The organism is Streptomyces sp. NPDC005799, from assembly GCF_040630525.1.
In the GTDB taxonomy this organism is placed as follows: domain Bacteria; phylum Actinomycetota; class Actinomycetes; order Streptomycetales; family Streptomycetaceae; genus Streptomyces; species Streptomyces griseorubiginosus_B.
In genome coordinates, this window is sequence record NZ_JBEXXQ010000002.1 from 24665 (window position 1) to 49226 (window position 24562).

The following is a 24562-nucleotide window of genomic DNA, read 5'->3' on the forward strand; positions in this document are numbered from 1 at the left end:
CCGGCAGCGGCGCTAGGAGACCCGGCGGACCAGATAGGCCGAGCCCCGGTCCGCCGGCTCCTCACCGACGTACTCCTGCCCCCGCATCGCACACCACGCCGGGATGTCCAGCCGGGCCGCCTCGTCGTCGGCGAGCACCCGCACCGTGCCGCCCACCGGCACGTCCCCGATGACCTTGGCCAGCTCGATGACCGGCAGCGGGCACAGCTTGCCCAGGGCGTCCACGACGAGGGCGCCCTCCTCGCGCACGGTCGTCGGCACCGGCGCGCCCAGCTTCTCCCGCACCCCGCTCACCGCCCCCGGCAGAACCTCCAGGAACCGCTCGACGTCGGCCTCGGTCGTGCCCGCCGGCAACGAGACCCGCACATTCCCCTCACTCAGCACCCCCATCGCCTTCAGCACATGGCTGGGCGTCAGCGTGCTGCTCGTACAGGACGACCCGGAGGAAACGGAGAAACCGGCGCGGTCCAGCTCGTGCAGCAGAGTCTCCCCATCGACATAGAGACACGAGAAGGTGACGATCCCGGGCAGCCGCCGCTCCGGATCGCCCACGACCTCCACGTCCGGCACCAGCTCCGGCACCCGCGCCCGGATCCGCGCCGTCAGCTCCCGCAGCCGCACCGCCTCTTGCCCCGCCTCGGCCCGCACGGCCCGCAGCGCGGCGGCCGCCGCCACGATCGCCGGGATGTTCTCGAACCCGGCGGCCCGCCCCGACTCGCGCTCGTCCGCGGGCCCTTGCACGGCGAACCGCACCCCCTTCCGCACGACGAGCAGCCCGACCCCGGCGGGGCCACCCCACTTGTGCGCACTGGCCGTGAGCAGCGACCAGTCACCGCCGACCGCCCCCCACCCCAACGACTGTGCGGCGTCCACGAGCAACGGCACCCCCGCCGCCCGGCACACCTCGGCCACCTCCGCCACCGGCTGCACGGTCCCCACCTCGTGATTGGCCGACTGCAGACAGGCCAGCGCGGTGTCCTGTCGGAGCGCGGCGGCGTACTCCGCCGGATCCACCGCCCCCGTCCGGTCCACCGCCACCTGGCTGACCGTCCCCCCGCCGCCCTCGTGCACGTCAGCGGCATGCAGCACCGAGGAATGTTCGACAGCAGACACGATCAGGTGACCGCCAACCCGCCGCCGCCCAGCCAACGCGCCCGCCATCCCGGTGTGTACGGCCTGTGTTCCGGAGGAGGTGAACACCAGTTCGTCAACCCGGCACCCCACGGCTTCGGCAGCGGTCTCCCGCGCCGCATCCAGCAGCATCCGGGCCTTCCGGCCCTCTTTGTAGAGCCGGGCGGGATCGGCCCACCCGTCATCCAACGAGGCCAACAAGGCCTGACGTGCGACGGGATGGAGCGGAGCACTGGAAGCAGCGTCGAGATAGGCCACACGGCAACGCTAACCCCCAGGGGCGCGGGGCCGTGACGTCAGCGGCTCCGCCGCAGGGCGCGACCAGCCACAACGCACCCGCGGCCGCCAATTCAGCGAACCCCCCACCCAGTAGGCACCCCTCCCGCTGAACCCCCGGAGGGCGTCGGCTAGGGTTTGGTCCGCATAAACATCCAAACCCCTGCCCGACGCAGGGCGGCGACCGACCAGATGAGAAGGCAGGCCGCAGCCGATCCGCGCGGGCGAGACTCTCGGGAAGGCGCTACGTGAGTCCCAACGGCTCCGACCGCTCGCCGCGGCGCCCGATGCGGCGGAAGCTGCTGCAGGCAATGACCGCGGGCCTGGTCCTGGCGACCGCCACCGGTTGCACATACAAGGACTTCCCCCGCCTTGGTATGCCCACCCCGACCACGGAAGAGGCTCCGCGGATCCTCTCCCTGTGGCAGGGCTCCTGGGCTGCCGCGCTCGCCGTCGGCGTGCTGGTGTGGGGTCTGATCATCTGGAGTGCGATCTTCCACCGGCGCAGCCGCACCAAGGTCGAGGTTCCTCCGCAGACCCGGTACAACATGCCCATCGAGGCGCTGTACACGGTGGTCCCGCTCATCATCGTCTCCGTGCTGTTCTACTTCACGGCACGTGACGAGTCGAAGCTCCTCAGCCTCACGGACAAGAAGCCCGAAGTGACGGTCAACGTCGTGGGCTACCAGTGGAGCTGGGGCTTCAACTACATCGCTCCGGTTCCCGGGGTGACGGGCGACGCGAAGACCGACCCGAACCTGGCGAACATCCCGGACAGGTTCAAGAACGCGTTCCCGGCCAACGCCGGCGGTGTCTACGACGTCGGCACGCCCGCCACGCGGAACCCGCAGACCGGCAACCCGGGTCCGACCCTGTGGCTGCCCAAGGGCAAGACGGTCCGCTTCGTCCTCACCTCGCGTGACGTCATCCACTCCTTCTGGGTGGTGCCGTTCCTGATGAAGATGGACGTCATCCCGGGCCACACCAACGCCTTCCAGGTGACCCCCAACAAGGAGGGCACCTTCCTGGGCAAGTGCGCCGAGCTGTGCGGCGTCGACCACTCCCGGATGCTGTTCAACGTGAAGGTCGTCTCCCCGGAGCGCTACGAGCAGCACCTCAAGGACCTCGCCAAGAAGGGGCAGACCGGTTACGTTCCCGCCGGCATCGCGCAGACGAGCCACGAGAAGAACCGGGAGACGAACAACCTGTGAGCATCCTCAACGAACCCCAGGGTGCCGCGGCAGCTGAGGGACACTACTCAGACGAGCTGCCGGTCCGGCGCAAGCAGCCCGGCAACGTCGTGATCAAGTGGCTCACCACCACTGACCACAAGACGATCGGGACGCTCTACCTCGTCACGTCGTTCGCGTTCTTCCTGATCGGCGGCGTGATGGCGCTGCTGATGCGCGCCGAGCTCGCCCGGCCTGGTCTGCAGATCATGTCGAACGAGCAGTTCAACCAGGCGTTCACGATGCACGGCACGATCATGCTGCTGATGTTCGCGACACCGCTGTTCGCCGGCTTCACGAACTGGATCATGCCGCTGCAGATCGGCGCCCCGGACGTGGCCTTCCCCCGGCTGAACATGTTCGCCTACTGGCTGTACCTGTTCGGCTCCACCATCGCCGTCGGCGGCTTCCTCACCCCGCAGGGCGCGGCCGACTTCGGCTGGTTCGCCTACAGCCCGCTGTCGGACGCGGTCCGCTCCCCGGGCGTGGGCGCCGACATGTGGATCATGGGTCTGGCCTTCTCCGGCTTCGGCACCATCCTCGGCGCGGTCAACTTCATCACCACCATCATCTGCATGCGCGCCCCGGGCATGACCATGTTCCGCATGCCGATCTTCGTGTGGAACGTGCTGCTGACCGCGGTCCTCGTCCTGCTCGCCTTCCCCGTTCTGGCCGCCGCGCTGTTCGCGCTGGAGGCGGATCGGAAATTCGGGGCACACGTCTTCGACTCGGCCAACGGCGGAGCGTTGCTGTGGCAACACCTCTTCTGGTTCTTCGGCCATCCCGAGGTGTACATCATCGCGCTGCCGTTCTTCGGCATCATCAGTGAGGTCATCCCGGTCTTCAGCCGCAAGCCGATGTTCGGCTACATGGGCCTGATCGGCGCGACCATCGCCATCGCCGGCCTGTCGGTGACGGTGTGGGCGCACCACATGTACGTCACCGGCGGTGTGCTGCTGCCGTTCTTCTCCTTCATGACGTTCCTCATCGCCGTACCCACCGGCGTGAAGTTCTTCAACTGGATCGGCACCATGTGGAAGGGATCCCTGAGCTTCGAGACCCCCATGCTCTGGGCGACCGGCTTCCTCATCACCTTCACCTTCGGTGGTCTGACCGGCGTCATCCTGGCCTCGCCGCCGATGGACTTCCACGTCTCCGACTCGTACTTCGTGGTGGCGCACTTCCACTACGTCGTCTTCGGCACCGTGGTGTTCGCGATGTTCTCCGGCTTCCACTTCTGGTGGCCGAAGATGACCGGCAAGATGCTCGACGAGCGGCTCGGCAAGATCACGTTCTGGACGCTGTTCATCGGCTTCCACACCACGTTCCTGGTGCAGCACTGGCTGGGCGCCGAGGGCATGCCGCGTCGGTACGCCGACTACCTGGCGGCCGACGGCTTCACCGCGCTGAACACGGTCTCCACGATCGGCTCGTTCCTGCTCGGCCTGTCGATCCTGCCGTTCCTCTACAACGTGTGGAAGACGGCCAAGTACGGCAAGCCGGTCGAGGTCGACGACCCGTGGGGCTACGGCCGCTCCCTCGAGTGGGCGACCTCCTGCCCGCCGCCGCGGCACAACTTCCTCACCCTGCCGCGGATCCGCAGCGAATCCCCGGCGTTCGACCTGCACCACCCCGAGATCGCGGCCCTCGACCAGCTGGAGAACGCGCCTCACGGTGACAAGGCCCTCGCTGGTGGCAAGGAGGCCGGCAAGTGAAGATCCAGGGCAAGATGTTCATGTGGCTGAGCGCCTTCCTGCTCGTCATGGCGGTCGTCTATGGCGTGTGGTCGAAGGAGCCGGCCGGCACCACGGCCCTCTTCCTGGCCTTCGGCCTGAGCATCATGGTCGGCTTCTACCTGGGCTTCACCGCCCGGCGGGTCGACGCGGGTGCGATGGACAACAAGGAGGCGGACGTCGCGGACGAGGCCGGCGAGGTCGGGTTCTTCAGCCCGCACAGCTGGCAGCCGCTCGCCCTCGGCGTCGGTGGCGCGCTGGCCTTCCTGTCGGTCGCGATCGGCTGGTGGCTGCTGTACTTCTCGGCGCCGGTGATCCTGGTCGGCCTGTACGGCTGGGTCTTCGAGTACTACCGCGGTGAGAACCGCACCCAGTAGCACGCACTGAGCGGTTCTGGAGCCCGGACACTCCGTCAGGAGCGTCCGGGCTCCTGCTTTTGCCGCAATGTGCGTCCCCCGTACGAGTCACCCAGCGCGCCATGATTGACGCCGCTCCCTAGCGTCGGAGTCATGAACAGCACTCCGCGCACCCGCACCGTCGTCAGCTGCACGCTGCTGGTGATCGCCCTCGGCGCGGGCGGCACCGCTTGCACCGGCGGCGGCAACCCGCTGACCGACAAGCCGTACGACGCGTCGGACCAGATCTCCTTCAACGGCCCCACCGGCGAGGGCAAGAAGGCCGACCCGGACAAGCCCCTCGAGGTCACCGCCGACGACGGCGACGGCCGTATCACGGACGTCGTCGCCATGGACGCCACCGGCCGCTATGTGACGGGCGAACTCTCGGCCGACGGCACCCGCTGGCACAGCACCTCCCCGCTGGCCGCCGACGCCCACTACACGGTGCGGGTGAGCACCGAGGACGAGGACGGGGCGCCCGGCCGCAAGGTGCTCTCCTTCGACACCAGCAAGCCCACCACCAAGAAGCGGCTTAAGGTCACCTTCGGTCCCGACTCGGGCACGTACGGCGTCGGCCAGCCGGTCACCGCCAAGCTGGACCAGCCCGTCAAGGACAAGGCGCAGCGGGCCGTCGTCGAACGCGCCCTCAGGGTCGACTCGGTCCCCGCCGTGCAGGGCGCCTGGTACTGGGTGGACGACAAGGAGCTCCACTACCGTCCCAAGGACTACTGGCCCGCGCACGCGACCGTGAGCGTGCGCAGCGACCTGGCCGGCGTGAAGATCGGCGACCGGCTGTGGGGCGAGAAGTCCAAGCCGCTGAAGCTGAGCATCGGCGACCGGGTCATCGCCGTCACCGACGCCTCCTCCCACTCCCTGGCGTTCTACAAGAACGACGAGGAGATCAAGGAGATCCCGGTCACCACCGGAAAGCCGGGCTTCGACACCCGCAACGGCGTCAAGGTGGTGCTGGGCAAGGAGTACTTCGTACGTATGCGCAGCGCCACCGTCGGCATCGCCGAGGGCTCCGCGGACTCGTACGACCTGCCCGTCTACTACGCCACCCGTCTCACCTGGAGCGGCGAGTACGTGCACGCGGCCCCCTGGTCCACCGGCTCACAGGGCTACGCGAACGTCTCCCACGGCTGCACCGGCATGAGCACCGCCAACGCCGAGTGGTTCTTCGACAACGTCCACGAGGGCGACGTCGTCAAGGTCGTGAACTCGAACGGCAACACCATGGAGCCGTTCGGCAACGGCTTCGGCGACTGGAACCTCGACTGGAAGAAGTGGCGCACCGGCAGCGCCCTGGTCGCGGACACCCTGGACGCGCCGAGCCCGGCGGAACGGGCCCGGCTGCGTCCGCAGAGCGTCTAGGCGCTCTGCTGAAGGCTCTTGCGCCGCAGTAGGCCCGCCAGTGCCGAGGCGAACTCCACCGGGTCCACAGGGAGCGTCACAGCGGCGTCCGCCCGGCTCCAGGTCGCGAGCCACGCGTCCTGGGGGCGGCCGATCAGCAGCAGCACCGGCGGGCAGTTGAAGACCTCGTCCTTGATCTGCCGGCACACGCCCATGCCGCCCATCGGCACGGCCTCGCCGTCCAGCACGCAGACGTCGATACCGCCCTTGTCCAGCTCGCTGAGGACGGCGGCCGGGGTCGCGCACTCGACGAACTCCACGACGGGAACGTCCGGTGCCGGCCTGCGCCCGGTAGCCAACCGGACCTGTTCGCGGGTGGTGGAGTCGTCGCTGTAGACCAGCACCGTGGCGGTCGGCTGCATTGTTCCTCCGAGACGTCTGCGTCGTGCGGAAAGGCCCGTTGCGGCGGATGTTACTCCGTTCAACACCACGTCAACCACGGTATGAACCGGAGCAACACTCCGAACGGCACCCCCCGGAGTGAGGGCGGGATAAGCGACCGACATAATGTCGGTCGTGGCGACAGCAACGACAGTAGATACCGGGCACGCGCACCCGTCGGTCAACCGGCCGAACCTCACCAGCGTCGGAACCATCATCTGGCTGAGTTCCGAGCTGATGTTCTTCGCGGCCCTCTTCGCGATGTACTTCACCCTGCGATCGGTGACCGGTCCGGATCACTGGAAGGAGATGGCGAGCCATCTCAACCTTCCGTTCTCCGCGACCAACACCACGATCCTGGTGCTCTCCTCCCTCACCTGCCAGCTCGGCGTCTTCGCCGCCGAGCGCGGGGACGTGAAGAAGCTCCGGGGCTGGTTCATCGTCACCTTCGTCATGGGTGCGATCTTCATCGGCGGTCAGATCTACGAGTACACGGAGCTGGTGAAGAAGGACGGGCTCTCCCTGTCCTCCGACCCCTACGGCTCGGTGTTCTACCTGACCACCGGCTTCCACGGCATGCACGTGACAGGCGGCCTCATCGCCTTCCTGTTCGTCCTCGGCCGCACCTACGCGGCCAAGAGGTTCACGCACGAACAGGCGACCGCGGCCATCGTCGTGTCCTACTACTGGCACTTCGTCGATGTCGTGTGGATCGGCCTCTTCGCCACGATCTACCTGATCAAGTAGCCGGGCCAGTTCCCGAGTGCGCCCGCGCGGCGCACATCCCAGAAGCATCGACGCAGAAGATCCTGACACCGGGGTAATCCGTGAAAAAGCTCTCCGCACGACGACGCCATCCGCTGGCGGCGGTCGTCGTCCTCCTCCTCGCGCTGGCGGCCACTGGGGGGCTGTACGCCACGCTCGCGCCCGCGAGCCAGGCGAAGGCCGACGACACCGCCCAGTCCCTCGCCATCGACGAGGGCAAGAAGCTCTACTCCGTGGGCTGCGCTACGTGCCACGGAACCGGTGGGCAGGGGTCCTCCGACGGTCCGAGTCTCGTCGGCGTGGGCGCCGCGGCCGTCGACTTCCAGGTCGGCACCGGCCGTATGCCGGCCCAGCAGCCGGGCGCTCAGATCCCGAGCAAGAAGGTCATCTACACGCAGGCCCAGATCGACCAGCTCGCGGCGTACATCGCCTCGCTGGGCGCCGGCCCGTCCATCCCCACGAAGGCGGAGTACGGCCCGGACGGTGCCGACATCGCCAAGGGCGGCGAGCTGTTCCGTACCAACTGCGCGCAGTGCCACAATTTCACCGGCAAGGGTGGTGCGCTGACGCACGGCAAGTACGCGCCGAGCCTCGAGGGCGTCGCGCCGAAGCACATCTACGAGGCCATGCAGACCGGCCCGCAGAACATGCCGTCGTTCCCCGACACCACGCTGACCGAGCAGAACAAGAAGGACATCATCGCGTACCTGAACGCGGTCAACGGAGGCAACACCGAGAGCCCCGGCGGTCTTGAGCTGGGCGGACTCGGCCCGGTCTCCGAAGGCCTGTTCGCCTGGATCTTCGGACTCGGCGCGCTGATCGCTGTCGCCGTCTGGGTCGCCGCTCGGACCGCAAAGGCCAAGAAGTCATGAGTAGCCAAGACATTCCAGAAGAGAACCTGCCCGCTGAGCAGGACGCGCACGGCGCGGTAAGCGTCGCGGACGACAAGGACCCCTTCGCGGATCCCGGTCTGCCCCCGCACGAGCACCGGATCCAGGACATCGACGAGCGGGCCGCCAAGCGGTCCGAGCGTGTGGTGGCCATGCTGTTCACGGTGTCGATGCTGGCCACGGTCGGCTTCATCGCCTCGTACGTGGCGATCCCGCACGACAAGGCGATCTACGTCTTCCCGATCGGCCACATCAACGCGTTGAACTTCGCGCTCGGCCTGACCCTGGGCGTCGCGCTGTTCACCATCGGCGCGGGCGCGGTCCACTGGGCCCGCACCCTGATGTCCGACGTGGAGATCGCCGACGAGCGGCACCCGATCGAGGCCTCGCCCGAGGTCAAGGCCAAGGTCATGGCCGACTTCAAGCAGGGCGCCAAGGAGTCCGCGCTCGGCCGCCGCAAGCTGATCCGCAACACCATGTTCGGCGCGCTGGCCCTGTTCCCGCTCTCCGGTGTCATGCTGCTGCGCGACCTCGGCCCGCTGCCCGGGACCAAGCTCCGCCACACGCTGTGGTCCAAGGGCAAGCTGCTCGTCAACATGAACACGAACGAGCCGCTGCGCCCCTCCGACGTCGCGGTCGGCTCGCTCACCTTCGCCAAGCCCGAGGGCCTGGAGGAGAAGGACGAGGACTTCCAGACCCAGATCGCCAAGGCGGCGCTGATGATCGTCCGGCTTCAGCCGGACAACATCAAGGACAAGCGCGAGCTCGACTGGTCCTACGAGGGCATCGTCGCCTTCTCGAAGATCTGCACCCACGTGGGCTGCCCGATCTCCCTGTACGAGCAGCAGACGCACCACGTGCTGTGCCCCTGCCACCAGTCCACCTTCGACCTCTCCGACGGTGCCCGGGTGATCTTCGGCCCCGCCGGTCACGCCCTGCCGCAGCTGCGCATCGGTGTGAACGACGAGGGCTATCTCGAGGCGCTCGGCGACTTCGAGGAGCCCGTCGGTCCTGCATTCTGGGAGCGCGGATGAGCACCAACGAGAACACCGCCCCGCGGCGCGGCAAGGCGCCCGCCGGTGAGCGCGTCGCCGACTGGGCCGACGGCCGGCTGGGGATCTACTCCCTGGCCAAGAGCAACATGCGCAAGATCTTCCCCGACCACTGGTCGTTCATGCTGGGCGAAGTGTGCATGTACAGCTTCATCATCCTCATCCTCACGGGTGTGTATCTGACGCTGTTCTTCCACCCGTCGATGAACGAGGTGGAGTACCACGGCAGCTACATCCCGCTGCAGGGCCAGATGATGTCCGAGGCGTTCAACTCGACCCTGCACATCTCCTTCGACGTGCGCGGCGGTCTGCTGATCCGGCAGATCCACCACTGGGCCGCGTTGATCTTCCTCGCCGGCATGTTCGTGCACATGATGCGCGTGTTCTTCACCGGCGCGTTCCGCAAGCCGCGTGAGGTCAACTGGCTGTTCGGCTTCCTGCTGCTCGTCCTGGGCATGTTCACCGGCTTCACCGGTTACTCGCTCCCGGACGACCTGCTCTCCGGCACCGGTGTCCGCTTCATGGAGGGCGCCATCCTGTCCGTGCCGATCGTCGGCACGTACCTGTCGATGTTCCTCTTCGGCGGCGAGTTCCCGGGCGGCGACTTCGTGGCCCGGTTCTACTCGGTCCACATCCTGCTGCTGCCGGGCATCATGCTCGGCCTGATGGTGGGCCACCTGATCCTGGTCTTCTACCACAAGCACACGCAGTTCGCGGGCCCCGGAAAGACGAACAACAACGTCGTCGGCATGCCGCTGCTGCCGGTGTACATGGCGAAGGCCGGCGGCTTCTTCTTCCTGGTCTTCGGCGTCATCACGGCCATCGCGGCGATCGCCTCGATCAACCCGATCTGGGCCATGGGCCCCTACCGTCCGGACCAGGTGTCGACCGGCGCCCAGCCCGACTGGTACATGGGCTTCTCCGAGGGCCTGATCCGGGTGATGCCGGGCTGGGAGATCAACCTCTGGGGTCACACGCTCGTCCTGGGCGTGTTCATCCCGCTGGTGATCTTCCCGCTGGTCCTGGTCGCGATCGCGGTCTACCCGTTCATCGAGTCCTGGGTCACCGGTGACAAGCGCGAGCACCACATCCTGGACCGTCCGCGCAACGCCCCGACGCGTACCGCGTTCGGCGCCGCGTGGGTGTCCTGGTACTTCGTGCTGATGATCGGCGGCGGCAACGACCTGTGGGCCACGCACTTCCACCTGTCGATCAACGCGATCACCTGGTTCGTGCGCGTCGGCTTCTTCGTCGTACCGGTCCTGGTCTTCATCGCCACCAAGCGGATCTGCCTCGGCCTGCAGCGCCGGGACAAGGACAAGGTGCTGCACGGGCGCGAGTCCGGCATCATCAAGCGCCTGCCGCACGGTGAGTTCATCGAGGTCCACGAGCCGCTCAGCCAGGAGGCGCTGCACACCCTCACGGCGCACGAGCAGTACAAGCCGGTCGAGATCGGCCCGACGGTCGACGAGAACGGCGTCGAGCGCAAGGTCAAGGGCTCCCAGAAGCTGCGCGCCAAGCTGAGCGAGGCGTACTACGGCGACGAGTCCCAGATCCCGAAGCCGACCGTCGAGGAGTACAAGGAGATCACGAGCGGCCACGGCCACCACTGATCGCTGCGGCTCGCCACGCCACGGCGGAAGGGCCCCCGTCCGAACACCGGACGGGGGCCCTTCTTCGTGCGCCGACCTGGATAGGGTGGGCCCACACCGCGTCATTTCTACGACACCCAGGAGCGGCCTCATGAGCGCTGTGACCCCCGCTGGAGGCGACACCGCGGCGGGCCGTTCCTGGCCCCTGCTGCTGAACGGCCTGCTGAACGGCCGGGACCTGAGCACCGACGACACCGCCTGGGCGATGGACCTGATGATGCGCGGCGAGGCGACCGACGCGCAGATCGCCGGGTTCGTGGTGGCCCTCAGGGCCAAGGGCGAGACCGTCGAGGAGATCAACGGTCTGGTCCGCACGATGTACGAGCACGCGAACGTCATCGAGGTGCCGGGTCCGACCGTCGACATCGTCGGCACGGGCGGCGACGGTGCGAAGACCGTCAACATCTCCACGATGTCCGCGATCGTGGTCGCCGGCACCGGCGCGCGGGTCGTCAAGCACGGCAACCGGGCCGCGTCCTCCGCGTCCGGGGCGTCCGACGTCCTGGAGAAGCTGGGCGTCAACCTCGAACTGCCCGTGCAGCGGATCCCGGAGGTGGCCGCGGAGGCCGGGATCACCTTCTGCTTCGCGATCAAGTTCCATCCGGCGCTGCGTCATGTCGGCGCCGCACGCGGCCAGTTGGGCATTCGCACGGTGTTCAACGCGCTCGGTCCGCTCACCAACCCCGCCAAGGTGCGGGCGCAGGCCGTGGGCGTCGCCGACCCGCGCATGGCGCCGATCGTCGCCGGCGTCTTCGCCGAGCGCGGCAACTCCTCGCTCGTCTTCCGCGGCGACGACGGCCTCGACGAGCTGACCACCACGGCCACCTCCCACGTCTGGATCGTCCGGGACGGCAAGGTCACCGAGGAGACCTTCGACCCCCGTGACGTCAGCATCGACCTCGTCCCGGTGGAGGCTCTGCGCGGCGGCGACCCCTCGTACAACGCGGGGGTCGCCCGGCGTCTCCTGGACGGCGAGACGGGCCCGGTGCGGGACGCCGTCCTGCTGAACTCGGCGGCGGCCCTCGTGGCCCTCGATCCCGGTCCCGGCACCCTGGCCGAGCAGCTGCGGGCCGGCATGGACCGGGCGGCGGAGTCGATCGACTCCGGGGCGGCCAAGCGGGCGCTGGAGCGCTGGGTGGCGGCCAGCAACAAGTAGCCGACTCAAGGTCGCGGTCCCGTCATCCGGACACGGGTTGCGGGACCGCGATCACCTCACGTACGTTCTCTTCCAGGTCATGAGTGACAGTCATGAGGCCCCGGCCGACTGTCCGGCAACCCTCCGTCCGTGGCGGGGTGCCCCGGGTGAAGACCAGGCCGTAGGCAGCGAGGTCTGCGGCAAGCGCGGATCCCTCACGCTCTTGAGATGAGCACAGCCCAGGGATCCTGGTCATCGAGGGAGTCCCCCGTGAGCAAGCGAATGCGATAGGGCCGCCGAGCCCCGCCTCCGCGCACCCCCTTCTCATCTTCTTCTCTGCCTTTCACGGGAGTTCCCCCATGTCTGTCTCCACCGCTGCCTCCGTCCAGACCATTTGTGCCCCGCTGCCCGTTCTGGGCCGGGATGTCACCGTCCCGCTCGTGACGGGCGGCGAAGTCACCTACGCGGCCCTCGACTACGCGGCCAGCGCCCCCGCCCTGCAGCGCGTCTGGGACGACGTGGCCGCCTACGCCCCGTACTACGGCAGCGTCCACCGCGGTGCGGGCTACCTCTCGCAGCTCTCCACCGACCTGTTCGAGAACGCCCGCAGGACCGTCGCCGAGTTCCTCGACTGCCGAGCCGACGACCAGCTGGTCTTCACCCGGTCGACCACGGACTCCCTCAACCTCCTGGCCCGCGCCCTCCCCGCCGACTGCCAGGTCTTCGTCTTCGAGACCGAGCACCACGCCAGCCTGCTGCCCTGGCAGGACGCCCGGGTCACCTACCTCAACGCCCCGCGCACCCCGCGGCAGGCCGTCGAGTCCCTGGAGCGCGCTCTCGCCGCCCGTGACCCCAAGGGCCCGGCCCTGGTCTGCGTCACCGGCGCCTCGAACGTCACCGGCGAGCTGTGGCCGGTCCGTGAGCTGGCCGCCGCCGCCCACGCGCACGGCGCCCGCATCGTGCTGGACGCCGCCCAGCTGGCGCCGCACCACCCCGTCTCCGTCCGTGACCTGGACGTCGACTGGGTCGCCTTCTCCGGCCACAAGCTGTACGCCCCCTTCGGCTCCGGCGTCCTGGCCGGCCGCGCCGACTGGCTGCGCGCGGCCGACCCCTACCTCGCGGGCGGCGGCGCCAGCCGCAAGGTCACCCGTCGCGAGGACGGGGGAGTGGACGTGGAGTGGCACGACAGCGCCGCCCGGCACGAGGCGGGCTCCCCGAACGTGATCGGCGCCTATTCCATCGCCTCGGCCTGCAAGGCGCTGACGGAGGCCGGTTTCGACACTCTGGTCGCCCGTGAGCGGCACCTGATCGAGAAGGTGCGGGCAGGCCTGGCGGAGGTCCCGCAGGTGAGGGTGCTGTCCCTCTTCGGCGACGACGCGCCCCGGGTCGGGGTGATCTCCTTCGTCGTCGAGGGCTGGAACAGCTCCCACTTCGCCGCCGCCCTCTCCGCCGAGTACGGCATCGGCGTCCGCGACGGCCTCTTCTGCGCCCACCCGCTGGTGCGCACCCTCCTCGGCTCCGACCCCCAGACCCAGGGCGAGTGCGGCGCCCCCGAGGCCGCGCCCGGCGAGAAGTCCCTCAACGCGATCCGGGTCAGCTTCGGCGCCGGTACCCCCGACGAGCACGTCGAGCGCTTCGTGAACGCCGTCCGGGAACTGGTGAGCGACGGGGCAAAGTGGACATACCGCACCGAGGACGGCCGCTGCGTGCCGGCCGTGTAATCATCCGTTGTGTGGGGATTCCGGCCGCGGTAGGTGAGTCGGCGTCGGCCGGGGAACTCGGAGAGCTCCTCGCGGTGGCCGTCGCGCGCCGTCGGCCACGGCTGCCCCGTACGGCACCGGTGTACCTGTACGAGGAGGGGCTGGTGTCGGTGCCGGGGGCGCGGGCGAGGCGCTGGGAGCAGGTGACCCACTGGCGCTCCACGATCGACCTGACCCTGAGACGGGACCCCGAGCACGGCCCGCCCTGGTACACCTACGGCCACCGGCACCTGGCGCGGTTCGCCGACGGCGCGGAACACTCCTTCGTCCTCGACGAGTGGCAGCTTCACGAGCCGGACGAGCAACGCGCCGAGAACGTGTCGATCCGGGCCGCCGTCCACCACGTGCGGCGACGGGTGGGCCGGGCGCAGGCGCCCGCGCTGCTGGCCCGGCTCCAGGAGGGCCGGCAGGTCGCCTTCGGCCGGCTCACGGCGGACGCGCGGGGGCTGTGGCTGCCGCGCGGGCGGACGCTCCTGACGTGGTCCGGCCTGGAGGAGCCCACCCTTGCCGTCGACCTGCCGGACCCGTCCGTACCCCGGTCCTGGTGGGCGACGCGGCGGGACGCGAACCTCACGGTGCGCGGCGCCGACGAGGACGGCGTCCCGCACTCCGCCGACATCCCGGCCTGGCAGGTGGTGAACTGGGGCGCGCTGATCACCCTCTGGGGCCGGCTGCACCGGCCCGCGGAGTAGGGCGGGGTGTCAGGAGTCCAGGCCGATCGCGAACGCGGCCTCCAGGTCGTGCTGCGAGTAGGTCCGGAACGCGACATGGGTGTCCGTGGCCTCGACGCCCGGGATCTTGCTGATGGAGCCCGGGATGACCTCCGCCAGGTCCTCGTGCTGCTTGACCCGGACCATGGCGATCAGGTCGTAGGTGCCCGTGACGGAGAAGACCTCACTGACGGAGTCCAGCGCGGCGATCCGCTCGGCGATCTCGGGGATCCGGTCCACGCTGGTCTTGATGAGGACGATCGCGGTGATCACGGCTGGTTCTCTCCCTCGGGGGCCGGAGCAGGGGCGGCCCTCACTCTAGTCGTACGGCGGAAACGGGCCCACGCGTAGAGGAAGCCCAGGCCGAAGCCCACCAGGTGGGCCAGATACGCCACCCCGGGCCCCTGGGGCGCCCGGCCCGCCGCCAGCCACTGCAGGGACGCCCAGAAGGGCAGGACGACCCAGGCGGGGAAGCGGAGGGGGAGGAAGAACAGGAAGGGCAGCAGGCTTGTCACCCGGGCCCCGGGGAACAGGTACAGAAACGCCCCCAGGACCGCCGAGATCGCCCCGGACGCACCGACCAGGGACTGCTCGGAGGCGGCGTTGGCGGCCGCGTAGCCCAGCAGGGCCAGATAGCCGCAGCCGACGTAGAAGAGCGTGAAGCGGATCCGGCCCATCCGTTCCTCGGCCATCGCTCCGAAGACATAGAGGAAGAGCATGTTGCCCAGCAGGTGCACCCAGCTGCCGTGCACGAACAGGGCGGTCGCCGGGGTGAGCGCGGCCCGGGGCGAGCCCTGGAACAGCTCGGCCGGGACCACGCCCCAGCGGTGGAAGTAGGCGCGCTGCGCGGCGAGCAGCGCGTCCCCGGTGCCGTAGGCCGGGTTCAGCCCCGCGGCGGGCCCGGCCAGGAAGAGCAGACAGCACAGGGCGATCAGCCCGTACGTCACCGGTGCCGAGGGTGTGCGGAGCACTCTGCCGACGGTCACGTCCCAGTTGCCGATCATGAACACAGAGCATGACGTAACGGGACGCAGCCGCCCAGACCGCCTCGCCGCCAGGACCTGTCCGGCGGATCAGGTCGGAGGACATCGACGGCACGCTATCGGTGCAGGTGAGCGAGGTATGGTGCGTCCAACCGCAAGGCGGAGGAGGGCGTCGACGCGATGGGGTCCCCCGCGCGCGGCTGTTCGAGCGTGGGAGAGTCGCCAACCGACGACAACGCCGCAGGTGGGCGTGCCCTACCCCGCGACTCCGACATGATCCGCCGGACAGGCCCCGGGGACACACCAGCGGTGAGTCGCCGGCAGGCCGTAGGGTTACGGCCACACGCTCCAGGGAAGCTGGGGCGTCACGGAGACTAGAAGGAAAGCGAACAGTCACGATGACGGTTCCCCTGCCGACCGCCACGACGCGGTGGCGCTGCACCCTCTGCGGCAACCTCACGCGCTTCGACGTGACCCGCTCGTCGAAGGTCGTCGAGTACGTCCACCTCGACCTGGCCGGAGAGCCGAAGGTCGAGGAGCGCGAGGTGGTCAATGAGACCATCGAGTCGGTGCGCTGCCGCTGGTGCAACGCCGTGGACCAGGTGGAACTCGTGGACAGGCCGGGCGCCGGCTCCTGACCGGGAGCGGCCCCGCACAGTGATGGGGTGTGACGGATGGTGGAGACACAAGGCGGGGGGCCGGGCGACGGCGCCGCCGAGGTGCTCGACCGTCCGCTGCCCGACGGTGTGCGCAGAAGAGTCGTACAGATCGTCTCGGACGGCTTCGGCGGGCTGACCGTCGCGGAGCTGCCCGCCCAGCTGAGGCAGTACGCGCGCTTCGCGCCGAACCGGCGGGCCAAGTTCGCCGGGAACGCGATGGCGGCGGCGCTGGAGACCGATCCGCTGTTCCGGCAGCGCATCGGGGAGAAGCTGAGAGAGGCCCAGCCGGAGCTCGCCGGCGCCCTCGACTCCGGCTCGCCGCCCCCGGCCGCGGATCCGCTCGACGTGGCGGCCGCGGCCTATGTTCTGCGGCCCACGGGCTGGGTCAAGCTCGTCACCGCGGCCGGCGAGGAGGCCCAGCGGGCGGACGCCGAGCGGGCCGACGAGGAGAGCCGGGCCGAGCTGGAGCGGCTGCGCGAGGAGCTCACCGCCGCCCGCGACCAGACCCGCGCGGAGACCGAGCGGCTGCGGACGGAGCTGGACTCGGCCAAGAAGGAAGCCGAATCGCTTCACCGCAAGCTCCGTGCCGCCCTCAGCGACGTCAAGCGCGGCGAGGCCGCCCTGCGCAAGATCCAGGCCGAGATCGAGACCGTACGGGCCGACGGGCAGGCCCAGGTGTCCGCCGCGGAGAGCGAGACCCGGCGGCTCAAGGCGCGGCTCGGCGAGGCCGAGGCGGCCCTCGAGGCCACGCGCAGAGCAGCGCGGGAGGGGCGCAGTGTCGAGGACATGCGCGTCCGTCTGCTTCTGGACACCGTTCTGGACGCGGCCCAGGGGCTGCGCCGCGAACTGGCACTGCCGCCCGTGTCCGTACGGCCCGCGGAAACCGTCGACGCGGTCGAACCGGGACGAATGACCCCGAAGGACATCGCCGCGCGGGCGCTGTCCGAGCACGATCCGGCCATCCTGGACCAGCTTCTCGCCCTGCCCCAGGCGCACTTGGTGGTCGACGGCTACAACGTCACCAAGACCGGCTATCCGCAGATGCCCCTGGAGAAGCAGCGCCTCAGGCTCCTCGGCCAGCTCTCCCAGCTCGCCGCGCAGACCGGCGCCGAGGTCACCTGCGTCTTCGACGGGGCCGAACTGGCGGCCCCGGTGCTGCTGGCGCCCCCGCGCGGGGTGCGGGTGCTGTTCTCCAAACCCGGCGTCACCGCCGACGAGTTGATCCGCCAGCTGGTGCGCGCCGAGCCGCCGGGGCGGCCCGTCATCGTCGCCTCCACCGATCGCGAGGTGGCCGACGGGGTCGCCAAGGCGGGCGCGCGACCGGTCGCCTCCGCGATGCTGCTGAAGCGCCTGTCGTAAACGTCAACGTCCAGGTGCTATGCCCGATTTGGTGTGATCGTCACGCAACGTAGCGTCAACCTGGTGTGACCCCATGTGAGTTGTGTGCAAAGAATGCATTGCGTGACGGGATTTTTTGGTGTGAGGATTTGATCTGATCACAGGAAGGTCACTAGGGTCTGGGCTCGAACCTCCGAGCGGGTGATCACTCAAAAGAAGGAGTTCACCTCCGTGGCGTCCCACCGTCGACCCAAGCAGCCGAGTCGCACGCGCGTGACCGTGCTCACCACCGCCGCTGCTGCCGCCGTTGCCATCAGCGCTCAGGCCGCCAACGCCGCGCCGAGCGAGAAGCCCTCCAAGGACGAGGTCAAGGCGAAGGTCGACAAGCTCTACGAGCAGGCCGAGCAGGCCACCGAGAAGCTCAACGGCGCCAAGGAGAAGGAGCAGAAGCTCCAGAAGGAGATCTCCACCATCCAGGACGGCGTCGCCCGGGGCCAGGAGGAGCTCAACACCCTGCGCGACTCCATCGGCCTGGCGGCCGCCGCCCAGTACCGCAGCGGCTCCATCGACTCCTCCCTGCAGCTGTTCCTGTCGTCGAACCCGGACGACTACCTGGACAAGGCCTCCACCGCCGACCAGCTCAGCGCCCAGCAGGTCGAGGCGCTGAAGAAGATCGAGGAGAAGCAGCGCGAGCTCGCCCAGGAGCGCGCGGAGGCCTCCGGCAAGCTCAAGGACCTCTCCGCCACCCGCGCCGCGTTCGTCGCCCAGAAGAAGGCGGTCCAGGGCAAGCTCGCCCAGGCGCAGAAGCTCCTCAACTCCCTGACCGCCGCCGAGCGCGCGGCCCTCAACGCCGACCAGTCCCGCGCCAACCGCGACGCCAACCAGCGGGTCGACCTCGGCAACGACCCCGCCGCCTCCGGCCGTGCCGCCGCCGCCTTCCAGTGGGCGCAGGGCCAGCTCGGCAAGCCGTACTCCTTCGGCGCCACCGGTATGGCCTCCTTCGACTGCTCCGGTCTGACCTCCCGCGCCTACGCCGCGGCCGGCGTCACCATCCCGCGCACCTCACAGGAGCAGGCCAACGCCGGCACCCGGATCTACAGCGAGAGCCAGCTCAGGGTCGGCGACCTCGTCCTCTTCTACGGTGACCTGCACCACGTCGGCCTCTACGCGGGCAACGGCATGGTGCTGCACGCCCCGCGCACCGGCACCGTGGTGCGCTACGAGTCGATCGGCAACATGCCCTTCCAGTTCGGCGTCCGCGTCGGCTGACGCTCCGGGTGCCGCCCGAACGGGCGAATTACGGCACCTCCCGCCGACCCCACGCCCCGCCCATGACCTGCGTCAGAGGCGGGGCGTCACTGTGCGTATCCGCGAGGGTCTTTGGCCGACCCCCCACCGCGCGGCTACTGTCTGGCGCGTTTCCCCGCCGCGCGGGGAAGCGGTCCTTGTCGTCAGCGGAAGGAGCGCGGCTTCCCGTGGGGTCCCATCGCCGCCTTGTACCGACGTCCGGGTTCAACCGAGGTGCCGGCACCGCCCTGTGTGTCCTGTCCGCGGCGACCGCCGCCCTCGGCGCCGTGCCGGCCCACGCCGCGCCGCACACCGACACCAAGGCCGAGGTGGACCGCCTCTACGAGGAGGCCGAGAAGGCGACCCAGGCCTACGACAAGGCCGACGAGACCGCCGCCACCCTGCGCCGCGAGGTCGGTCAGGCACAGGACGGCATCGCCCGGCAGCAGCAGCGCATCAACACCATGCGGGACGCGCTCGGTTCGCTGGCCGGCGCCCAGTACCGCTCCGGCGGCATCGACCCGACCGTCGCCCTGCTCTTCTCCGACGACCCGGCCGACTACCTCGACAAGGCCTCCACGCTCGACCGGATCAGCGCCCACCAGGCGGGCCGGTTGCGGGAGCTGCGGTCCGCGCTGCGTGAACTCGCCCAGGAGCGCGCGGAGGCGGCCGGCAAGCTCGCCGAACTCCAGAAGAGCCGCACGGCGGTCGCCGCCCACAAGAAGACCGTCGAGCGGAAGCTCGCCAAGGCCCGGCAGCTGCTGAACTCCCTGCCGTTCGGACAGCGTGCCGCCTACGACCGGGCCTCCCGCTCCGGGGGCGGCGGCATCCCCGACCTCTCGGGCGTCGTCCCGCCCGACGCCCGCGTGGCCGCCGCGATCGCCGCCGCCCGCTCCGCGCTCGGCAGACCGTACGTCTGGGGCGCGACCGGCCCCTCCGGCTTCGACTGCTCGGGCCTGATGCAGTGGTCGTACGCGCACGCCGGCGTCCATCTGCCGCGCACCTCGCAGGAGCAGCGGTTCGCCGGCCGGCAGGTCCCGCTCTCCCAGGCGCAACCCGGCGACCTGGTCGTCTACCGCTCGGACGCCAGCCATGTCGCGATGTACGTGGGCAACGGCCAGGTGATCCACGCGCCCTACCCGGGCGCCCCCGTGCGCTACGACCGCGTCAACATGATGCCGGTGTCCTCCGTCACGAGGGTCTGACGCCCCGCGCCCCGTCGGCCGTACGATCGGGAAGTGGCTGGTGGTCGTGGGCGGGCGTGGAGTTCGGGTGTCGTGGCGCTCGTTCTGCTGCTCGTCTCCCTGGTGGGCTGCGGCGGGCAGTCCCCCGACGGTCCGGCCAGGACGGATCTGCAGCGGGTCCTGGACCGCCGGTCCGCCGCCGTCCTCGACCGCGACCGGACGGCCTTCCTGGAGACGGGCGCGCTCGGCTGGTTCGAGAACCTCCGCGGAGTGCCGCTGGCCTCCTGGGCCTACCGCGTCACGGCCCTGCACCGGCACGGCGACGAGGCCACCGCGGATGCCGAACTCCGGTACCGGGTCCAGGGGTACGACAACGCCCCCGTCACCGCCGGCCGCACCCTCACCCTCTCTCGGGGCCCGGACGGGCAGTGGCGGGTGGACGCCGACACCCCCGCCCGCAGGTCCGCCCAACAGCTGTGGGACCAGGGCGAGGTGACCGTCATGCGCGGCAGGCGCAGCCTCGTCCTCGGCGTCGGGCAGTCAAGCGAGCGGCTGCACGTCTACGCCGACCTCGCGGACCACGCCGTCCCGGCCGTCAGCGGGGCGTGGGGCACCGACTGGGCCCGGCACGTCTTCGTCCTCGTACCGAAGTCCGTGGACGGCATGGCGGGGCTGCTCGGCTCACCGGCCTCGCAGTACCGGGGCATCGCCGCGGTGACCACCGGTGAGGTGGGCGGTCCGCCGGACGCGCCCGCGGACCGGATCATCGTCAACCCGGACGCGTACGCCCTCCTCGGCACCCTGGGCAAGCAGGTCGTGCTCACCCACGAGACCACCCATGTCGCCACCCGCGCCCACACCACGGCCGCGACCCCGCTGTGGCTGTCGGAGGGGTACGCCGACTGGGTCGGCTACCTCGGCACCGGCCGCACCGCGATCCAGGCCGCGCCCGAGCTGGCCCGCTCGGTGGACGACGGCCAGGTGCCGGCCGCGCTGCCGACCGACAAGGACTTCGGGTTCAGCGGGGACGCGACGAAGCTCGCGCAGGCCTACGAGGGCGGCTGGCTGGCCTGCCGGATGATCGCCGACCGGTGGGGCCAGAAGCGCCTCGGGCAGTTCTACCGGGCGGTGGGTGACCATCCGCGGCGGGCCGGCTCGGTCGAGGACGCGATGAAGAAGGTTCTGGGCACGACGCCGACGAGGTTCACCGAGCAGTGGCGGGAGTACCTCAAGGCTCAACTCGGCTGATCCAGCAGGCCGATGGCCTCTCTGAGCCAGGCCCGCTCCGCCTCGCCCGTCGCCCGCGCCACCCGCAGCATGCCCTCCCGGAACAGATCCCCGGTCTCCTCCGCGCGTACGGGCTCTCCGTCGTCGTAGAAGAAGCTCGACGGCGTCTCGAGGAAGTCCAGGCGGCGGCGCAGGACGTCGGCCTGCTCCCGGCGGTCCGGGAGGTGGCGCAGGAAGGCCAGGACCGTGTTGAAGCGGACGTGGTCGGTGATCTGCGCCTCCTTGGGGTGCCGCAGGCGCTCCAGCAGGTCCTCGCGCCCCTCGGCGGTGAGGGAGAGGATGCGGCGCGGGGCCGCGCTCGCCCCCGGCTCGGTGTGCTGGTCGAGCTTGCCGGCGGTCACCAGCCGGGCGATGGCGGGGTAGAGGGCGCCGTCGCTCACCGGGCGGACATGGCCGCTCAGTGCCTTGATGCGCTCCTTCAACTCGTAGCCGTGCAGCGGCTGTTCAGCCAGGAAGCCGAGGATCGACAGTTCCAGCAACGTTCCCTCCTTGCGGGCTCCGTGCGGCCATGGTACCTCTAAGCGAGCTACCTCGATTAGAGGTACGTCATCACGAGGGGGTCCCGGGTCCATGAACGCTCATCGCGGACAGCTCGTCTCGCTCGCCCGTCCCGTCTACTTCTCGCTCCTCGCGACCGTGGCCGCCGGGATCATCAACACCGTCTGGGTCTCCCGGCTCGGCGGTGCGGCGGTCGCCGCGGTGGCCGTGGCGACCAACACCGAGAACGTGCTGCTGGGCGTCTCGCTGGTCTTCGCGTCCGGTACGACCGTGCTGGTCGCGCACGCCAGGGGCGCCCGGGACCCGGGGGCGGTGCGGGCGGCCGTGCGCGGCGGCTGGGCGCTGTTCGCGGTGGTCACGCCGACGGTCGTGCTCGGCGGGCTGCTGCTGCGCGAGCCGCTGGCCCGCACCGTGCTGGGCGGCGAGGAGGGCGCTGCCCTGCCGCTCGCGGTCGCCTACTTCGCGGTCTCCCTGCCGGGCATCGCCGTCTTCTTCGCGCAGAACCTCGTCGATGGCATCCTCAAGGGTGCCGGCGACACCCGCACCCCGATGCGGCTCGCGCTGCTCGCCAACGGGCTGATCCTGGTCTGCGACCCGCTGCTGATCCACCTGTACGGCGTGCTGGGCGCCGCCGTCTCGACGGTGCTGTGCCGATGCGCCGCGCTGGCAGCGGGGCTGGTCGTCCTCCGGCGGAACGCCCTGCTGAGGCAGACGGCCCGGGCGAGGCCCGCGGAACCCGTGGGCGCGGCCCTGCGCCGGACCCTGACCACCGGGCTGCCCATGTCCGCCGACTTCACCGTGCGGCAGGGCGGGGCACTGGTGCTGGTCGCCATCGTGGCACGCCTGGGGGTGACGGCGGTGGCCGCGTACGCCGTCGCCTACAAGGTCCTCTACGTCGCCACTATGGCGTTCTACGCGGTGCGGCAGGCCGCGTCGATCCACACCGCCCACACGCGTGGCGCCGGCCGCGACGCGCGCCGGGAGATCGGGCGCCAGGCGATGCTGGTGTCCGGGACGGCCGGGCTGGTGGCCGTCGTTCTGCTGGGCGCCGCCGCCCCCTGGATCATGGCCGCCTTCGGCGCCGGCCCCGGGGTCGCCCACGCCGGAGTGCTGTTCCTGCGCTGCATCGGCCCGTACCTGCTGCTGATGGCCTGCTTCATCGCGCTGGGCGGGGTCTTCGAGGGGAGCGGGGGAGCACCGGCCCTGCTGCGGGTGACGCTGCTCGGCACCGCGGTCCAACTCCCGCTCGCCTACGGCCTGTCGGTGCTCGGTCTGCCCGGAGTCTGCCTGGCGATGGCGCTCGCCATGGCCGTGCAGTGCGCCGCGGTGGCCGTGCTGTTCGCCCGGGGCGCAGGCGCCGTCCCGGACCGGTCACGGGGCAGGGTGCGTCCCGGCCGGGGCGGGCGGGGGCGGGGGCGTGCAGGTGCGAGCCGGCACAGCCGTGCCGACCGGCTGCCCATGCGGGGGGGTGACGCGGCGCGGTGGCGACTGACGACGACCTGGCCGCCGCTGTCCCGTCCGGATCGGTGTCGGTCGGCCGGAGGCCGCGTCAGGAGGAGGCGGAGGTCTCCTTGGTGCGGGTCGCCTGAGCGGGCAGCGGCGGGACCGGTTCGCCGGAGACCGTCGAGCGCCACAGTTGCACGGCCGCACAGACGGCGGCGACGACCAGGAGGCCGTTGCGGAGGATCAGGAGGGTCACCCCGAGGAGGTCGCTCGCGACGACGTGCTGGAACCAGAGCGGGAACTCCAGCACCGTCACCAGACAGGCCGCGAGGACCAGCAGCGCGGGCAGCCCCATCCGGGTGCCCCGGAAGCACACGCAGACGGCCCCGAGACCGACCAGCCACACCATGTACTGGGGGCTGATCACCCGGCTGGTGACCGTGAACATCAGCACCGCCGTGAACGCCGCGTCGGCGAGCGTGCTCGGCAGGAACCGGGTCGCCATCAGCCGCCACAGCAGCAGCCAGCCGAAGGCCACGCCGGTCAGGAACAGGGCGGCGGAGCTGACCGCGTTCACCCAGGGGCCGACGAACTCGATCGAGCCGTAGTGGAACAGCACCCGGCCGTCCCAGCCGAAGTGCCGGGCCACATGGAAGACGAGCGAGCCGAGGGACTCCACCTCGGTGCCCCGGTTGCTCTGGAAGGTCAGGAAGGAGAACGCCCCCGGCATCGACACCGCGAACAGCCCCGCCACCACGGCGACCGTTCCCGCCGTCCAGGCCCACGCGGCCCGCTTGCGGGCACCGAGCAGCAGCAGCGCCGGCCACACCTTCAGCATCGCCGCGAACCCGACCAGGACGCCCATCACGCGGGGTCGCCGGGCCCCGGCGAGCAGCCCGGCCACGGTGACGGCGGTGACCATCACGTCGTAGCGGGCGTACACGGTCGGCCCGATCAGCGGCACGCCCGCCACCCACATCCAGGCCCCGCGCAGCGACTTGCCGGGGCGCAGGCCCGCGTAGAGCAGCAGGGCGAGGACGGCCAGGTCGGCCACGCAGGCCAGGACGAAGAAGGCCGACGCGTACTGCAGGAAGGGCAGCAGCGCCGGGGAGAGGATCGCCAGGGCCGCGGCGGGCGGGTACTGCCAGGTGACGTCGCCGCGCGGGAAGGCGCCGGTGCGCAGCACCTCGTACCAGCCCTGGTAGATCACCGAGACGTCGCTGGTGACGTCCGGGCCCGGGAAGATCCACACCTTGTAGACGAACAGCAGCAGGATCACCCTGGTCAGGCACCAGGTCACCAGCAGCCCCGCCAGGGACCGCCTCGCACCCGCAATGTCCACCCGAGCCCCTTCGGCC

22 protein-coding genes, 1 pseudogene and 1 riboswitch are annotated in these 24562 nt (G+C 70.2%); of the genes and pseudogenes, 17 read left to right on the forward strand and 6 right to left on the reverse strand.

The window, feature by feature from the left end:
• Positions 1 to 12 precede the first annotated feature (12 nt).
• Complete coding sequence (locus tag ABZ453_RS02105; RefSeq protein ID WP_359010636.1) at positions 13 to 1389, reverse strand: aminotransferase class V-fold PLP-dependent enzyme; 1377 nt, start codon at positions 1387 to 1389, stop codon at positions 13 to 15.
• Positions 1390 to 1655: 266 nt separating this feature from the next.
• Here ABZ453_RS02105 and coxB point away from each other — a divergent pair, with 266 nt between their 5' ends.
• The 4 genes from coxB to ABZ453_RS02125 all read left to right on the forward strand — a co-directional run bounded on the left by coxB (position 1656) and on the right by ABZ453_RS02125 (position 6141).
• A complete protein-coding gene (gene coxB / locus ABZ453_RS02110) occupies positions 1656 to 2618 on the forward strand; it encodes a cytochrome c oxidase subunit II (RefSeq protein WP_356771401.1) in 963 nt (320 codons plus the stop codon).
• Entirely contained in the window at positions 2615 to 4351 is a 1737-nt protein-coding gene (gene ctaD, locus ABZ453_RS02115; protein ID WP_359010638.1) for a cytochrome c oxidase subunit I, read from the forward strand. Before coxB ends, ctaD begins: the two co-directional genes overlap by 4 nt.
• Positions 4348 to 4746: a cytochrome c oxidase subunit 4 gene (locus tag ABZ453_RS02120; protein WP_359010640.1), complete on the forward strand. Its 399-nt coding sequence runs from the start codon at positions 4348 to 4350 to the stop codon at positions 4744 to 4746. Before ctaD ends, ABZ453_RS02120 begins: the two co-directional genes overlap by 4 nt.
• 132 nt (positions 4747 to 4878) lie before the next feature.
• A complete protein-coding gene (locus ABZ453_RS02125) occupies positions 4879 to 6141 on the forward strand; it encodes an Ig-like domain-containing protein (protein WP_359010641.1) in 1263 nt (420 codons plus the stop codon).
• On the opposite strand, the gene ABZ453_RS02130 is transcribed toward ABZ453_RS02125, so the two are convergent.
• Entirely contained in the window at positions 6138 to 6542 is a 405-nt protein-coding gene (locus ABZ453_RS02130) for a hypothetical protein (RefSeq protein ID WP_356950139.1), read from the reverse strand. The two genes, ABZ453_RS02125 and ABZ453_RS02130, sit on opposite strands and share 4 nt — an antisense overlap.
• A 145-nt stretch (positions 6543 to 6687) precedes the next feature.
• Here ABZ453_RS02130 and ABZ453_RS02135 point away from each other — a divergent pair, with 145 nt between their 5' ends.
• From ABZ453_RS02135 to ABZ453_RS02165, 7 genes are all read left to right on the forward strand, one after another.
• Entirely contained in the window at positions 6688 to 7308 is a 621-nt protein-coding gene (locus ABZ453_RS02135; RefSeq protein WP_240871341.1) for a heme-copper oxidase subunit III, read from the forward strand.
• A gap of 80 nt (positions 7309 to 7388) precedes the next feature.
• Positions 7389 to 8198 carry a c-type cytochrome gene (locus tag ABZ453_RS02140; protein ID WP_359010644.1) on the forward strand — a complete coding sequence of 270 codons (810 nt, stop codon included), beginning with the start codon at positions 7389 to 7391 and terminating at the stop codon, positions 8196 to 8198.
• Complete coding sequence (locus ABZ453_RS02145; RefSeq protein WP_359010646.1) at positions 8195 to 9250, forward strand: Rieske 2Fe-2S domain-containing protein; 1056 nt, start codon at positions 8195 to 8197, stop codon at positions 9248 to 9250. The genes ABZ453_RS02140 and ABZ453_RS02145 overlap by 4 nt, the downstream gene beginning before the upstream one ends.
• Positions 9247 to 10881 carry a cytochrome bc complex cytochrome b subunit gene (locus ABZ453_RS02150; protein ID WP_359010648.1) on the forward strand — a complete coding sequence of 545 codons (1635 nt, stop codon included), beginning with the start codon at positions 9247 to 9249 and terminating at the stop codon, positions 10879 to 10881. Before ABZ453_RS02145 ends, ABZ453_RS02150 begins: the two co-directional genes overlap by 4 nt.
• Positions 10882 to 11011: 130 nt before the next feature.
• Positions 11012 to 12076, forward strand: coding sequence for an anthranilate phosphoribosyltransferase (trpD, locus tag ABZ453_RS02155; protein ID WP_359010650.1), 1065 nt, complete (start codon positions 11012 to 11014; stop codon positions 12074 to 12076).
• Between the two features lie 75 nt (positions 12077 to 12151).
• A riboswitch (SAM riboswitch) is annotated at positions 12152 to 12268 on the forward strand.
• A gap of 146 nt (positions 12269 to 12414) precedes the next feature.
• Positions 12415 to 13776: an aminotransferase class V-fold PLP-dependent enzyme gene (locus ABZ453_RS02160; RefSeq protein ID WP_359010652.1), complete on the forward strand. Its 1362-nt coding sequence runs from the start codon at positions 12415 to 12417 to the stop codon at positions 13774 to 13776.
• A gap of 11 nt (positions 13777 to 13787) precedes the next feature.
• Positions 13788 to 14507 (forward strand): hypothetical protein, encoded by a 720-nt coding sequence (locus tag ABZ453_RS02165; protein WP_359010654.1) that lies wholly within the window; start codon positions 13788 to 13790, stop codon positions 14505 to 14507.
• 9 nt (positions 14508 to 14516) lie between these two features.
• On the opposite strand, the gene ABZ453_RS02170 is transcribed toward ABZ453_RS02165, so the two are convergent.
• Positions 14517 to 14798, reverse strand: coding sequence for an Lrp/AsnC ligand binding domain-containing protein (locus ABZ453_RS02170; RefSeq protein ID WP_089101146.1), 282 nt, complete (start codon positions 14796 to 14798; stop codon positions 14517 to 14519).
• Positions 14795 to 15529: a rhomboid family intramembrane serine protease gene (locus tag ABZ453_RS02175; protein ID WP_356950133.1), complete on the reverse strand. Its 735-nt coding sequence runs from the start codon at positions 15527 to 15529 to the stop codon at positions 14795 to 14797. The genes ABZ453_RS02170 and ABZ453_RS02175 overlap by 4 nt, the downstream gene beginning before the upstream one ends.
• A 377-nt stretch (positions 15530 to 15906) precedes the next feature.
• Between ABZ453_RS02175 and ABZ453_RS02180 the strand changes: the two genes are divergently transcribed.
• From ABZ453_RS02180 to ABZ453_RS02200, 5 genes are all read left to right on the forward strand, one after another.
• Entirely contained in the window at positions 15907 to 16146 is a 240-nt protein-coding gene (locus ABZ453_RS02180; protein WP_093718578.1) for a hypothetical protein, read from the forward strand.
• A 36-nt stretch (positions 16147 to 16182) separates the two neighbouring features.
• Positions 16183 to 17526: an NYN domain-containing protein gene (locus ABZ453_RS02185; protein WP_359010657.1), complete on the forward strand. Its 1344-nt coding sequence runs from the start codon at positions 16183 to 16185 to the stop codon at positions 17524 to 17526.
• Positions 17527 to 17736: 210 nt separating this feature from the next.
• Positions 17737 to 18774, forward strand: a complete 1038-nt coding sequence (locus tag ABZ453_RS02190; RefSeq protein ID WP_359010659.1) for an NlpC/P60 family protein — start codon at positions 17737 to 17739, stop codon at positions 18772 to 18774.
• A 206-nt stretch (positions 18775 to 18980) separates the two neighbouring features.
• The gene (locus tag ABZ453_RS02195) at positions 18981 to 19997 is read left to right on the forward strand and encodes an NlpC/P60 family protein (protein WP_359010661.1); all 1017 of its coding nucleotides are present in this window, start codon (positions 18981 to 18983) and stop codon (positions 19995 to 19997) included.
• 72 nt (positions 19998 to 20069) lie between these two features.
• On the forward strand, positions 20070 to 21224 hold the full coding sequence (locus tag ABZ453_RS02200) for a hypothetical protein (RefSeq protein ID WP_359010663.1): 1155 nt from the start codon (positions 20070 to 20072) through the stop codon (positions 21222 to 21224).
• Here the strand turns inward: ABZ453_RS02200 and ABZ453_RS02205 are convergent.
• Positions 21212 to 21742 carry a PadR family transcriptional regulator gene (locus ABZ453_RS02205; protein WP_359010665.1) on the reverse strand — a complete coding sequence of 177 codons (531 nt, stop codon included), beginning with the start codon at positions 21740 to 21742 and terminating at the stop codon, positions 21212 to 21214. The two genes, ABZ453_RS02200 and ABZ453_RS02205, sit on opposite strands and share 13 nt — an antisense overlap.
• Before the next feature lie 91 nt (positions 21743 to 21833).
• Between ABZ453_RS02205 and ABZ453_RS02210 the strand changes: the two are divergent.
• Positions 21834 to 23090 (forward strand): annotated as a pseudogene (locus tag ABZ453_RS02210) (MATE family efflux transporter); the annotation flags it as partial.
• A gap of 220 nt (positions 23091 to 23310) precedes the next feature.
• Here ABZ453_RS02210 and ABZ453_RS02215 read toward each other — a convergent pair.
• Positions 23311 to 24546 (reverse strand): glycosyltransferase family 87 protein, encoded by a 1236-nt coding sequence (locus ABZ453_RS02215; protein WP_359010667.1) that lies wholly within the window; start codon positions 24544 to 24546, stop codon positions 23311 to 23313.
• Positions 24547 to 24562: the final 16 nt, after the last annotated feature.